At 64.3% G+C, this 13,550-nt stretch carries 12 protein-coding genes; 7 read left to right on the top strand and 5 right to left on the bottom strand.

The window, feature by feature from the left end; genetic code table 11:
* Positions 1-4 precede the first annotated feature (4 nt).
* From FJW08_RS14505 to FJW08_RS14490, 4 genes are all read right to left on the bottom strand, one after another.
* Positions 5-1,090, bottom strand: a complete 1,086-nt coding sequence (locus tag FJW08_RS14505) for an ABC transporter ATP-binding protein (RefSeq protein ID WP_140811139.1) — start codon at positions 1,088-1,090, stop codon at positions 5-7.
* A complete protein-coding gene (locus FJW08_RS14500; protein ID WP_140811138.1) occupies positions 1,087-1,881 on the bottom strand; it encodes an ABC transporter permease in 795 nt (264 codons plus the stop codon). Before FJW08_RS14500 ends, FJW08_RS14505 begins: the two co-directional genes overlap by 4 nt.
* Positions 1,874-2,716: an ABC transporter permease gene (locus tag FJW08_RS14495; RefSeq protein WP_140811258.1), complete on the bottom strand. Its 843-nt coding sequence runs from the start codon at positions 2,714-2,716 to the stop codon at positions 1,874-1,876. The genes FJW08_RS14500 and FJW08_RS14495 overlap by 8 nt, the downstream gene beginning before the upstream one ends.
* A 324-nt stretch (positions 2,717-3,040) precedes the next feature.
* Entirely contained in the window at positions 3,041-4,105 is a 1,065-nt protein-coding gene (locus tag FJW08_RS14490) for a spermidine/putrescine ABC transporter substrate-binding protein (protein ID WP_140811137.1), read from the bottom strand.
* Between the two features lie 52 nt (positions 4,106-4,157).
* Here FJW08_RS14490 and FJW08_RS14485 point away from each other — a divergent pair, with 52 nt between their 5' ends.
* From FJW08_RS14485 to FJW08_RS14470, 4 genes are read left to right on the top strand one after another with little or no spacing between them, the layout of a single operon-like run.
* Positions 4,158-5,276, top strand: a complete 1,119-nt coding sequence (locus FJW08_RS14485; protein WP_246682348.1) for a GntR family transcriptional regulator — start codon at positions 4,158-4,160, stop codon at positions 5,274-5,276.
* A gap of 10 nt (positions 5,277-5,286) precedes the next feature.
* Positions 5,287-6,570, top strand: coding sequence for a glycosyltransferase (locus FJW08_RS14480; protein ID WP_140811135.1), 1,284 nt, complete (start codon positions 5,287-5,289; stop codon positions 6,568-6,570).
* 4 nt (positions 6,571-6,574) lie between these two features.
* Positions 6,575-7,945, top strand: coding sequence for a glutamine synthetase family protein (locus tag FJW08_RS14475; protein ID WP_140811134.1), 1,371 nt, complete (start codon positions 6,575-6,577; stop codon positions 7,943-7,945).
* 2 nt (positions 7,946-7,947) lie between these two features.
* Positions 7,948-9,246, top strand: coding sequence for an FAD-binding oxidoreductase (locus FJW08_RS14470; protein ID WP_181182920.1), 1,299 nt, complete (start codon positions 7,948-7,950; stop codon positions 9,244-9,246).
* A gap of 223 nt (positions 9,247-9,469) precedes the next feature.
* On the opposite strand, the gene FJW08_RS14460 is transcribed toward FJW08_RS14470, so the two are convergent.
* Entirely contained in the window at positions 9,470-10,240 is a 771-nt protein-coding gene (locus FJW08_RS14460; protein WP_140811255.1) for an IclR family transcriptional regulator C-terminal domain-containing protein, read from the bottom strand.
* A gap of 121 nt (positions 10,241-10,361) precedes the next feature.
* On the opposite strand from FJW08_RS14460, the gene FJW08_RS14455 reads away from it, so the two are divergent.
* The 3 genes from FJW08_RS14455 to pcaF are packed head-to-tail and all read left to right on the top strand — an operon-like array spanning position 10,362 to position 13,217.
* Positions 10,362-11,219, top strand: coding sequence for a CoA transferase subunit A (locus FJW08_RS14455; protein WP_140811133.1), 858 nt, complete (start codon positions 10,362-10,364; stop codon positions 11,217-11,219).
* Positions 11,216-12,010, top strand: coding sequence for a CoA-transferase subunit beta (locus FJW08_RS14450; RefSeq protein WP_140811132.1), 795 nt, complete (start codon positions 11,216-11,218; stop codon positions 12,008-12,010). Before FJW08_RS14455 ends, FJW08_RS14450 begins: the two co-directional genes overlap by 4 nt.
* A gap of 1 nt (position 12,011) precedes the next feature.
* A complete protein-coding gene (gene pcaF / locus FJW08_RS14445; RefSeq protein WP_140811131.1) occupies positions 12,012-13,217 on the top strand; it encodes a 3-oxoadipyl-CoA thiolase in 1,206 nt (401 codons plus the stop codon).
* Positions 13,218-13,550: the final 333 nt, after the last annotated feature.

Raw genomic sequence — 13,550 nt, 5'->3', positions numbered from 1 at the left:
CCACTCACTCTGCGAAAATTCTGACATCGGCGGCGTCCCAGCCGAGTTCGACGTGGTCGCCGGATGCGACCGGCCGACGGTCTGCGGCGTCGGCGGTTACACGCACCAGGAACGGTTTGGGCGATAGCGGCGTGCGGACATGCAGCTGCAGGTCGAGCCCCTGATAGGCCAGTGCCTCGACCACGCCCGTGGTGCGGTTGGCGGTTTGCGCCTCTGGGAACACCTCTGGGAACAGCCGGACGCGTTCGGGCCTGACCGACGCCACTGCCGATGCTCCCGGCGTGAGCGCGGTGGGAACCTTGCCGGCAATGCGCGCGCCATTCACCGCCACGACGCCATCGGCTGACGCCTTGCCTGGGACAAAATTCATCACGCCGATGAAGTCGGCGACAAAACGGTCGGCCGGATGTTCGTAGACCGCATGCGGCGTGTCGCATTGCAGCAGCTTGCCATCCCTGAGCACCGCCATGCGGTCGGCCATGACAAGCGATTCCTCCTGGTCATGGGTGACGATGACGAAGGTGATGCCGACCTCGTGCTGCAGGCGTTTCAGTTCCAGCTGCATGGCGCCGCGCAGTTTCTTGTCGAGCGCGCCGAGCGGCTCGTCGAGCAGCAGCAGGCGGGGCCGTTTGACCAGCGCGCGGGCGAGTGCCACGCGCTGCTTCTGGCCGCCCGACAAATGCTCCGGCTTGCGATCGGCGAAGGCGACGAGTTCAGTTGTCGCCAGTATGGCATCGACGCGCGAGCGGATTTCGGCAGCGGGCAAATGCTCCATCTCCAGCCCATAGGAGACATTCGCCCGCACGCTCATATGCGGGAACAGCGCGTAGGACTGGAACATCAAATTGACCGGCCGCCTGTTGGGCGGGGTCCTGGCGATGTCCTTGCCGTCAAGCAGGATGCGCCCGTCGTTCGGCGTCTCGAAGCCGGCCAGCATGCGCAGCAGCGTGGTCTTGCCGCAGCCCGAAGGGCCGAGCAAAGCAAAGAACTCGTTCTCCCTGATGTCGAGCGAGACGCCGTCGACGGCGGTGACCCGGCCGAAATTCTTCGACACATGATCGATGGCCAGCAGCGTGCGGGGTTCGCTCATTGGCCGATCATTCCCCGGTTGAGCCGCTGGGACAGGGTCAGCGCGGTGATCGAGACCGCCATGACGATGGTTGCCAGCGCGTTGATCTCCGGCGTGATGCCGAAGCGGATCATGGCGTAGATCTGCATCGGCAGCGTCGTCGAGGCGCGGCCGGCGCCTGATGTGAAGAAGGCGATGATAAACTCGTCGACCGAGAGCGTGAAGGCGAGCAGCGCGCCGGCGATGACAGCCGGCAGGATCACCGGCAGTGTCACCCGCCGGAAGGTGGTGAACGGGGAGGCGCCGAGGTCGGTGGAGGCCTCGATGATCGACCAGTCGAAGCTTTTCAGCCGGGCACGCACCACCGAGCAGACGAAGGCAAGGTTGAACACGACATGGGCGAGGATGATGGTGTGCAGGCCCATGGTGAGGTTGAGCATCGAAAAGAACGACAAGACCGCGATCGCCAACACGATGTCGGGAATGATCATCGGCGCGAAGATCAGCGCTTCGAGCCCCTTGCCATATTGCCGGCGCATCTCGATGCCGATCGCAAGCAAGGTGCCGAGCAAGGTGGCGATGGCGGTCGAGACCAGCGCCACGATCATCGTGTTGAGCGCGGCGGAGAGGATGGCGGAGTTGCCGGCCAGCGAGACGTACCATTTCAGCGAAAAGCCGGACCATGCCGTCGGCAGCCCGCCTTCGTTGAAGGACAGCGCCACAAGCACCGCGATCGGGATGTAGAGGAAGGCGAAGACGAGGCTCAACACGAGCCAAAGCGTGCGCCGCGTGGCTGGTGAGCGTTCAGCCATTCGCGTTGCCCTCAGCTTCTGCCACATGGCCAGAGGCGCGATTGGCGGCGATCGCCTGCGCCATCAGCACCAGCAGCATGACGGCGATCAGCGCCATCGCCAGTGCGGCACCAAACGGCCAGTCATTGGCGGTCAGGAACTGGTCGTAGACGAGATTGCCGATCATCTGGAAACGGCCGCCGCCGAGCAGCGCAGGGGTGACGAAATTGCCGATCGAGAGCACGAAGACGAAGACGGCACCGGCGGCGATACCGGGCACGGTAAGCGGCAGGATGACGCGACGAAACGTCGTCATGGCCGAGGCGCCGAGATCGCGCGAAGCCTCCGCCAGCTCCGGATTGAGCCGCGACAGCGGTGCGTAGCAGGCGAGGATGACGAAGGGCAGGTAGTTGTAGACGAGGCCAGCGATGACAGCGCCCTCGGTGTAGAGCATCGAGGGTGGCTCGCCGGTATAGCCCAGCCAACGCAGGAGCTGGGTGATAAGCCCTTCGCGATTGAGCAGCACGATCCAGGCATAGGTGCGGATCAGATAGTTGGACCAGAATGGCAGCACGGCGAAGAACAGGAACACCGGCTGCCAGCGGCGCGGGGCGGCCGCGATCGCATAGGCGCCGGCATAGCCGATCACCACCGCGATCAGCGTGGCAGTGCCGGCAATGCGCGCGGATTTCAGGAAAATAACGGCATAGAGCGGGTCGAAGACCAGCCCGAAATTTTCCAGCGTGAAGGTGTAGTCGATGCCGCCATAGATGCCGCGCCGGAAGAAAGCCAGCGCCAGCACCAGCGCGCACGGCACCACCATCAAGGCCGCGAGCCAGACCAGCGCCGGGGCCATCAGCAGGGTGGAGCGGGAGGGTCGCGTCATGCCGCAATCCCGTTGCTGGCCCGCAAGAACCCCCTCACCCGGATTGCCAACCGAATTGCGAAGACCAATTCGGGCCAATCCGACCTCTCCCCGAGGGGAGAGGAGGTCACCAGCGCTGGCGCCAGCCTCTTCTCCCCGCCGGGGAGAAGGTGGCCGCGCAGCGGCCGGATGAGGGGGCGCTGCGCTGGCGATTGGCGAAAGGCCGCAAGCCGGTGGATCTCCTCATCACAGGGGGAGACAGACGGCAGGCCAGAGGGGGGCGTGAAGGAACGCAAGCTTTAATTCCAGAAGTCCCTACTGCGCGGCCTTGATCTCGTTGACGATCTTGGAGTAGTCGCGCTGGGCTTCGCCGACGTCACGCAGTTGCTCGAACTTGACGAGGTCGGCCACCGGCATCGCCATGTTGGGGAATTTTGCCAGGAAGTCGGCCGGCAGGCTTTCCATGGCCGGCTTGTTCGGCACTTTGTAGTCGATGTTCTGGGCCGCCCAGGCGTGGTTCTTGGCGTCGAGCATGAAGTTGATGAACTGGAAGGCGGCGTCCTTGTGCTCGGAAGCCTTCATCACCACCATCGTGTCGACCCAGAGATCCGAACCTTCCTTCGGGATGACGTATTTGATCTCGGGCTTGTCGGCGATGCCGTAATTGCACCAACCGTCCCAGGCCTGCACCATCAGCGCTTCGCCCGAGACCAGCTTCGAATAGAAGGTGGTGTCGTCATAGGCAAGCAGGGTTTTCTTGGCCGAGATCAGCAAATCCTTGACCTCGGCCATCTTGGCCGGGTCGGTCTCGTTGACGGAGAAACCCTTGTCGAGCTGGCCGGCGGCGAGCAGCCAGCGGTCGGTCGCCAGCATGGTGGTCTTGCCCTTCAGCTCGTCGGACGGCGCGAGCAGATCGCTCCAGCTTGTCGGTGCCGTCTTGACCAGATCGGAGCGATAGCAGAGGCCGGTCGTGCCCCAAGTATAAGGCACGGAGAAAGTGTTGCCGACATCGTGCGGCAGCTTGGTCGCTTCGGGATAGAGATTGGCGAGGTTGGGGATCTTGGCGTGGTCCATAGGCTCGGTCAGGCCGAGCTTGTTCAGCACCTCGGCGAAAGGCGAGGAGACGAAGACCACGTCATAACCCTTGCCGCCGGCGGCAATCAGCTTGCCCATGATCTCTTCATTGGTGGCGTGCACCACGACTTCGCCGGAGACGCCTGTCGCCGCCTTGAAGGCGGCCATGGCGTCGGGCGCCATGTAGCCGTCCCAGTTGGAGATGACGAGGTCGGCGGCGTCAGCCGGCGCGGACAGCGCCACGACAAACCCCAGGGCAATCGAAGGCATTCTCAGCGCACGGCGCCGCAGGCTGGTTGCAGTCATGGCGGACTCCCATTCCGGTTGGTTCGTCGAATTCGTTCTGGACCCGCGCGACATGCGCCGCCGCATCGATCCCGTTCCCTCGGTCTTTTTATCGCCGATCGTGCAGACAGTACTATTGCAGAAAAAAGTACGTCAATCCATAATTTGTCAGCCGGCCGAGGAATCTGGCCGATTGCGCTGGAAAGGCCGATCGGTCAAACCAGTGCCGTCACGTCCGTTCACGAGCCCAGTCATGCAAACCGCAGCCCGACGACCTCGCACCAATCATCTCGATCTGGCCCAGCGCATCCTGGATGTGGCGCGCCAGCGCGGCTTCGCGCCCGGCACACGTCTGCCCGAGCAGCAGATCGCCTCGCTCTGCAATGTCTCACGCACTCCGGTACGGGCGGCGCTCAGCCTGCTCGCGGAACAGGGTGTCGTGCGCTGGGAGGCGGACACCGGTTACGTCATGGCGATCGACCTCGCCGCACAGCCGGCGATATCAGCCGAATTGCCCGCCGCCGAGGAAGACGAGCTTGCCGAAGCCATCCTGCGCGACCGGTCGGCCCGGCGCCTGGACCAGACGGTGACCGTCGCTGGGTTGATGCGACGGTACAGTGCCGAGCGAAAGACGGTATTAAAATCGCTTAATAAACTGACGGAAGAAAACCTTCTCGATCGGGCGCCGGGGCAATCCTGGCTGTTCCGCCGCGCACCGGACGATCCGGAGGTGCAAGGCGAAAGCTACGAGTTCCGGCTTTTGCTGGAGCCGGCGGCCATCCTGACACCTGGCTTCCAGCTGGATGGGGCGCGCGCCGCGATGTTGCGCCAGGGCATGGAGGCGCTGTCGGCGCTGCCCGACGCCGCGTTCGATACGCGCGAATTCCAGCGGCTGGACGTCGATTTCCACGGCATGATCGCCGAGGGCTGCGCCAACCGCTTCGTCGCCGACGCGCTGGCCGATCATCTCCGGCTGAGGCGGCTTCCCGGCATCTATGCAGGCGTCAACGTCTTCCGGCTGAAGCAATCGTTGCGCGAGCACCTGAACATACTCGACCATCTCGAAAGCCGGCAGTATGAGGTTGCTGCCGATCTGCTTCGCATTCACCTGCGGCTCTCCCGCAGCCAGCGACCGCAGGCGGCCAGCCGCGGCGCCCCCGCGCTGTTCGGCATGATCAGCCGACCCGAATGAAGAGGATTAATTGACGCGTAAAGCGAGCCCGACCATCGCGCTGTTTCCCGAAGCCAGTTTCGGGGCGGCGTTGAATTGCGTCGGTATCGCACAGGCGCTGCGCGCGAAGGGTGCGCGGCCGGTGTTCATCTGCCATGCCGGCTTTTCCGGCGTCTTTGCCGACTATGGTTTCCAGGAATACCAGCTGCCGACCGAAGAGCCGCTGAGCGACAGCGAGCGCCAGAGCTACTGGCAGGCCTTCGTCCGCAGGCACCTGCCGCATTTCAGGCTGAGCCCGATCGACCAGCTCGAAACTTATGTCGCGCCGACCTGGCAGGCGATCGTCGACACGGCGGTCAACGCCGAGGCGCCGCTGCGCCAATTGCTGGCGCGGCTGAAGCCCGACGCGGTGGTGCTCGACAATGTCATCATGTTCCCGGCGATAGCCGCGGCCGGCTGTCCCTGGGTGCGCGTCGTCTCCTGCGCCGAGACGGAGCTTCCGGACGCCGAAGTGCCGCCCTATCTGTCCGGGCTTGCTGCCAATGATCCGCAACGCGGGGCGTTCGAGGCCCGCTATCTCCAGGCCTCGGCTCCGGCGCATGACCGCTTCAACCGTTTTCGTGCGGATTGCGGCCTGGCGCCGCTGCCCAAGGGGCTTTTTCTGGAAACCTCGCCCGATCTCAATCTGCTCCTGACGCCTTCGATCGTGCGCCGCGAGCGTGCCGAGCCCCTCGACCCCGAGCGGTTCGTCTATCTCGAAGGCTGCGTACGCTCGGAAGGGCCGTTCGAGGTGCCGGTTTTCCCGCGCAATGGCGGGCCGCTGGTCTATGTCAGCTTCGGCAGCCTCGGCGCCATGGATGTCGGCCTGATCGAGCGCATGCTTGCCGTCTTCGACCGGCTGCCGGCCCGCTTCATCGTCAATGTCGGTGGCCTGCGCGATGCCTACCGCGCGGTGCCCGACAATGTCTATCTCGACGCCTGGTTTCCGCAGCCCTCCGTGGTGGCGAAGTCGGACCTGTTCATCCACCACGGCGGCAACAACAGCTTTTGCGAGGCGCTGCGCTTCGGCGTGCCGTCGCTGATCATGCCCTATTGCTGGGACGGACACGACAATGCGCAACGCGCCGGAGAGACCGGCGTAGGCGACCATATCGGCCGTGACGGCTGGACCGAAGGAGGATTGGAGAGAGCCATTCTCGGCCTGCTGGCCGATGACGCCATGCGCGCCCGCCTTAGGGACAATGCAGCCGAGATGGCGCTGAAACCCGGAACGGACGTGGCCGCGCAAGCCATTCTCTCCCTGATACGGAACTAACGAAATGCTCGATAAGAACACGAATACCGCAATCAACGACCCCAAGGCCTGGCTCACGCAGCACGGCATCACCGAAGTCGAATGCCTGGTGCCCGACATGAACGGCGTGCTGCGCGGCAAGGCGCTGCCGACCGCCAAATTCCTCAAGGCGCTGGAAGACCGCGCGCTCTATCTGCCGAGCAGCGCCTTCCTGGTCAGCATCGACGGCCGCTATTCCGGGTCTATCGACGAGGGTTTTGCCTATTCGGACCCCGACATGCGCATGGTGCCCGATGTCTCGACCCTGTGCCTGGCGCCGGGTGCGGGGGCAGGCAAGGCCTATGTCTTTGCCGACGCATTCCACATGGACGGCAGGCCATGGATGGCCTCGCCGCGCCATGTGCTGCGCGCCGTGCTCGATCTCTACCGCCAACGCGGCTGGCGCGCGGTGGTGGCGCCGGAGCTTGAATTCTATCTCACCGCGCCCAACCCGGATCCGGACAGACCGCTGACCGCACCGGTCGGCGCCAATGGCCGCACTGAAACCGTGCAGCATCCCTATGACATGGCCGCGCTGGAAGAATTCGAGCCGGTGATCCGCCGCGTCTACGAACATGCCGCCGCCGCCGGCCTGCCACTCGACACGCTGATCCATGAATCGGGCACCGCGCAGCTGGAAATCAACCTGCTGCATGGCGACGCCCTGCCGCTGGCCGACCAGGTGCTTTTGTTCAAGCGGTTTACGCGGCAGGCCGCGCAGCAATGCGGCATGCATGCGACTTTCATGGCCAAACCGATCGCGGCCCAGGCCGGCAGCTCGATGCATCTGCACATGTCCGTCGTCGACGAAGCCGGCAATGCGCTTTTCGCCAACAGCGACGACGCCGATACCGGAATGTTCGGCCATTTCATCGGTGGCCTGCAGAAGTACATTCCCGAAATCATGCCGCTGTTCGCGCCCAACGTGAACTCGTTCCGCCGCATCCGGCCCAACCATAGCGCGCCGGCCAACATCGAGTGGTCGCATGACAACCGCTCCTGCGGCCTGCGCGTACCGGCCGGCGGACGCGCCGCAAGGCGGGTCGAGAACCGGTTGCCGGGCGCCGATTGCAATCCCTATCTGGCGATCGCCGGTTCGCTTTTGGCGGGCTATCTCGGCGTCGAGCGGAAGCTGGCGCGCTCGGACGAAGCGTCGGGCAATGCCTACAAGATCAAGAGCACGCTGCCGAAGACCATGGAGGAAGCGCTCGACCGCTTCACCGCCTGCGGCCCGGTGCGGGAATTGCTGGGCGAGGATTTCTTCCAGACCTATCTGCGCGTCAAGAGCGTCGAGCTCGACCTGTTCCAGAGCGTGGTGACGAGCTGGGAACGCGACCATCTGCTCTTGAAGGTGTGATCATGGCATCTTCGACGGGTTTCAATTCCGGTCTCGATATCGGCAAATCCTATTATGTCGCGACCGCCAATCCGGCGCCGGACCATCTGGCGCTGATCGGCGATGTCGAGGCGGATCTGGTCGTCGTCGGCGGCGGCTGCACCGGCCTGTCGGCCGCGCTTCACGCCGCCGAGCGCGGGCTGAAGGTGGTGCTGCTCGAAGGCGGCAGGATCGGCTGGGGTGCATCGGGCCGCAATGGCGGCCAGATGATCCCCGGCCTGCGCAAGGGCGCCAAGGGTCTGGTCAAGCTCTACGGACCCGAGCAGGCCAAGGTGCTGTTCGACCTCGCCTTCGAGGCGCGCGGGCTGGTGCTCGACATCATCAAGCGTAACGCCATCGATTGCGATCTCAGGCTGACCGGCCATCTGGTCGGCGCGGTCAATGGCTCCGACCTCAAGGATTTGGAAGAAGAAGCCAAGTGCCTCGAGAGCGTGATGAAATTCCGCGAGGTCGAGATTCTCTCGGCGGCAGAGGCTCGGGCCAAGGTCGACACGCCCTATCACGGCGCGATGTATGAGCCGCTCGGCGGCCACATGCATCCGTTGAACTACACGCTCGGGCTTGCCCGCGCGGCTGTCGCTGCCGGCGTCACCATCCACGAGAATTCAGTGGCGGTGAAATTGGAGCGCGAACCCTCGATCCGGATCTCGACGGCAAAGGGATCGGTGCGGGCCAGACATGTCGTGCTGGCGGGCGACGCGCTGCTCAACGGGCTGGAGCCGCGCGTCAACAGCCGCATCATGCCGGTCGGCAACTATATCGTCGCCACCGAGCCGCTGGAGGGCGCTCGCAACGTCATCCCGGCCAATGTCGCGGTGTCCGACACACGCTTCGTCGTCAATTATTACAGGATGTCGGCGGATGGACGCCTGCTGTTCGGCGGCGGCGAGCGCTACACGCCGTCACCGCCGGCCGACATCGCTGGCTTCGTGCGGCCGCACATGGAAGGCACCTTCCCGCAGCTCAAGGGATGCCGCATCGACCATGCCTGGGGCGGACTGGTGTCGGTGACGACGTCGCGGCTGCCGCATGTCGGGCACTATGGCGAGGTCTATTTCGCACATGGCTATTCCGGCAAGGGCGTCATCCTGTCGACACTGTCAGGCAAGCTGCTGGCAGAGGCGATCACCGGCGATGCCTCGCGGCTCGACTTGTTCTCGACACTAAGTCCGATGCCGTTCCCGGGTGGGACGGCCTTGCGCGGGCCGCTCTATGTGCTGGGGATGCTGTGGTACGCGATGCGGGACCGGATTAAGCATTGAGGAGGCTAATGATCAGAGGCTGGCGGGCCGGCGCCCCCCTCTGTCCTGCCGGACATCTCCCCCTCAAGGGGGGAGATTGGCAGTTTTTGCGCCTCGCATTTCTTGCAACGTTGGAATTTGGCGAAAGCCGACGCGACATCCGATCTCCCCCCTTGAGGGGGAGATGCCCGGCAGGGCAGAGGGGGGCGCTGTCCCGCCGACTTGGGAAGTCTAACAAGGCCCCTTAAACCACAAAAAAGTCCTCGACACGCTGCCTGGCCTCAAGCAGCGCAGGCAAAATCTCCCGCTCCATCTCCGCCACGGAAAACCGTGCCGACTGGGTCGAGACATTGATCGCCGCGACCGTGCGTCCAGCCTTGTCGCGGATCGGCACGGCGATCGAGCGCAGGCCGAGTTCCAGTTCTTCGTCGACGACGGCGAAGCCATCCGTTCCAGCCTTGCCGATGGCCTCTGCGAGCAATGACCTGTCGGTGATCGTCTTCGGCGTCCGGCTTTCGATGGTTGCGCGGCTAAGAAAGGCGTCCAATTCCGCTGGTGTCAGCCCAGCCAGCAGCATCCGCCCCATCGAGGTGCAATAGGCGGGCAGTCTGGTGCCGACGTCGAGCGACACGCTCAAGATGCGCCGCCCGGGAATGCGAGCGACATAGACGACATCCTCGCCCGACAGGATCGCCGCCGAACAGGCCTCGTTCAACTGCGCCGCCACCGCGCGCATGATGGGCGCGGCGAAGGTCCATAGGGAAGTGCCGGCGAGCCAAATTCGGGCAACGCTCAGCAGGCGCGGCGAGAGTGAAAACACACGGGCCGACTGGGTGGCATAGCCGGTGGCAACCAGAGTGAGAAGGAAGCGCCGGGCACCGGCGCGGGTCAGACCCGCTTCCTCGGCCATCTCCGTCAGCGTCATGCCCGAGGGGTGCCGGGCCAGGATCTCCATCACGGCAAGACCGCGCTCGAGCGAGCCGACATGATCACGGGAAACGGTCTCTTCGTCCATCTCGTCCTCTGACAAAGGCGATTTCGCCAGCATTGACTCCGCCTGGAAGCAGGCGCAGAAAGTATCACATGCAATACTTATGTTCGCAATGCGAACTTTTTGAATCGTGAGGGTCGCCGCGATGGTCAAGTTCCTGCCGCTCAAACAGGCTGTGGCCGAGAATCTGGGCAATGGCGACTCCGTCGCCTTCGAAGGCTTCACCCATCTGATCCCGACGGCCGCGGCGCATGAGGCGATCCGCCAGGGGTTTCGCGACCTGACCCTGATCCGCATGACGCCCGACCTGATCTATGACCAGATGATCGGCATGGGCATGGCGAAGAAGATCGTCTTTTCCTATGTCGGCAACCCCGGCGTCGGCCTGCTGCGGCGCGCCCGCGATGCGATCGAAAACGGCTTTCCCCGGTCGATCGAGGTCGAAGAACACAGCCATGCCGGCATGGCCAATGCCTATGAAGCGGGTGCGGCGGGCCTGCCTTGCGCCGTCTTCCGCGGTTATCGCGGCGCCGGGCTGGCTGACGTCAATCCCAACATCAGATCGATCACCTGTCCGTTCACCGGCGAGGTGCTGGCGGCCGTGCCGTCGATCCGGCCCGACGTCACCTTCATCCACGCACAGAAGGCCGACAGAAAAGGCAATGTGCTGGTCGAGGGCATCATCGGCATCCAGAAGGAAGCGGTGCTGGCGGCGAGGCGCGCGGTGGTAACGGTCGAGGAGGTGGTCGACAATTTCGACGATCTGCACCCGAACCTGACCGTGCTGCCGCGCTGGACCCTTTCGGCGATCTCGGTGGTGCCCGGCGGCTCGCACCCCTCCTACGCGCATGGCTACTATGCGCGCGACAATGCGGCTTATCTGGAATGGGACGAGATCGCCGCCGACCGGGAAAAATTCCAGGCGTGGATGCAGGCGCACGTCATCGAAAGAACCGCCGACGATTTCGCGGCCCGCGTCGAGCATCTGAGGAAAGCGGCATGAGCGAGCTCGCCTTTACCCCCAACGAGATGATGACGATCGCCGCCAGCCGTGCGTTGAAGAACGACGATGTCTGCTTCGTCGGCATCGGCGCGCCATCGGCCGCCTGCAACGTCGCGCGGCTGACCCATGCGCCCGATATCACGCTGATCTACGAGAGCGGCACGATCGGCACCGCGCCCGACGTGCTGCCGCTGTCGATCGGCGACGGCGAATTGTGTGAAACCGCGGTCACCACTGTCGCGGTGCCGGAGATGTTCCGCTACTGGCTGCAAGGCGGCCGCATCTCGATCGGCTTCCTCGGCGCGGCACAGCTCGACAAGTTCGGCAACATCAACACCACGGTCATCGGCGACTATTTTCATCCCAAGACAAGGTTGCCAGGCGGCGGCGGCGCACCGGAGATCGCGACGTCTTCGAAGGAGGTCTATATCACCATGGCGCAGACCAAGCGCGGCATGGTCGAGAAGATCGATTTCTTCACCTCCTTCGGCCATGGCGAAGGCGGCGATCATCGCAAGCGGCTTGGCATCGACACCGCTGGCCCGACATTGCTGATCACCGATCTCGCTATCTGGAAGCCGGATTTGGTGACCAAGGAATTCACTGTCGTGTCACTGCATCCCGATGTCACCCGTCAGCAGGTCCAGGAGAGCTGTGGCTGGGTGGTCAAGTTCGCCGAGGCGCTTGACGAAACACCGGCGCCAAGCGAACTCGAACTCAGGACATTGCGCGACCTGCAGGCCCGCACCAAGGCGGCGCATGAGGGGACCGGAAAAGGGAAGGCTGCCTGATATGGCCGAGGCCTATATTTGCGACTACATCCGCACGCCGATCGGCCGCTTCGGCGGTTCGCTGTCTTCGGTGCGTACCGATGACCTTGGCGCCATCCCGCTGAAGGCTTTGCTCGAGCGCAATCCCGGCATCGATTGGCAGGCGGTCGACGACGTCGTCTATGGCTGCGCCAACCAGGCCGGCGAGGACAACCGCAACGTGGCACGCATGGCGCTGCTGCTGGCCGGCCTGCCCAAGGAAGTCCCCGGCTCGACCGTCAATCGCCTGTGCGGCTCAGGCATGGATGCGCTGACCATCGCCGCGCGCGCCATCAAGGCCGGCGAAGCGGAACTGATGATCGCGGGCGGTGTCGAATCGATGAGCCGTGCGCCCTTCGTCATGCCCAAGGCCGACACGGCGTTTTCGCGCAATGCAGAGATTTACGACACAACCATCGGCTGGCGCTTCGTCAACCCGCTGATGAAGAAGCAGTATGGCGTCGATTCGATGCCGGAGACAGGCGAGAACGTTGCCGAGGACTTTGGCGTGTCGCGCGCGGACCAGGATGCCTTTGCCGTGCGCAGCCAGGACAAGGCGGTCGCGGCACAAGCCAATGGCCGGCTGGCGAAGGAGATCACTGCGGTGACGATCCCGCAGCGCAAGGGCGATGCGACTGTCGTGTCGAAGGATGAACATCCCCGCGCCGGCACAACCGTCGAGGCATTGGCCAAGCTGCCGACGCCGTTCCGGCAAGGCGGCACGGTAACGGCGGGCAATGCCTCCGGTGTCAATGACGGCGCGGCGGCTCTCATTGTCGCTTCCGAAGCGGCGGTGAAGAAATACGGCCTGGCGCCGATCGCCCGCATCCTTGGCGGTGCGGCCGCGGGGGTCGCGCCGCGCATCATGGGCATCGGCCCGGCGCCGGCGACTCGGAAACTTTGCGCGCGGCTTGGCCTGACGCCGCAACAATTCGATGTCATCGAACTCAACGAAGCCTTTGCCTCGCAAGGCATCGCCGTGCTGCGCCAGCTCGGGATTGCCGAGGAGGCCGAACACGTCAATCCGAATGGCGGCGCCATCGCGCTCGGCCATCCCCTGGGCATGTCGGGCGCCCGCATCTCGGGGACGGCCGCACTTGAGTTGCGCGAGCTCGGCGGCCGCTACGCGCTGGCCACCATGTGCATCGGCGTTGGCCAGGGCATCGCCGTGGCGCTGGAGCGGGCCTAAGCAAATCGCTTCAGGTAACCCTGTCGAAGCCGGCGCCGCCCCTCATCGCCCTGCCGGGCACTTCTCCCCGTATAGTGACGGGGAGAAGGGGGCTGGCCGCAGGCTGGCGCTTTTCCTGCAACGCCGACAATTGGCGAAACCATCCATGACAGCACCCCTCTCCCCGTCACTATACGGGGAGAGGGTGCCGGCAGGCAGGTGAGGGGCAGCGGAACCTGAAGCGATTGGCCTGTGGTTGCCCCTCCTTGAATAATGGCAGCGGCACGCTTCGCCAAATTTGACCATGTGGACAAAAGTCCGGACCCGTTCCATAGTTCCCCGTCTGATTTTTGG

The organism is Mesorhizobium sp. B3-2-1 (genome assembly GCF_006439515.1).
Taxonomy (GTDB): domain Bacteria; phylum Pseudomonadota; class Alphaproteobacteria; order Rhizobiales; family Rhizobiaceae; genus Mesorhizobium.
This window is presented reverse-complemented; position numbering and strand designations above follow the sequence as displayed.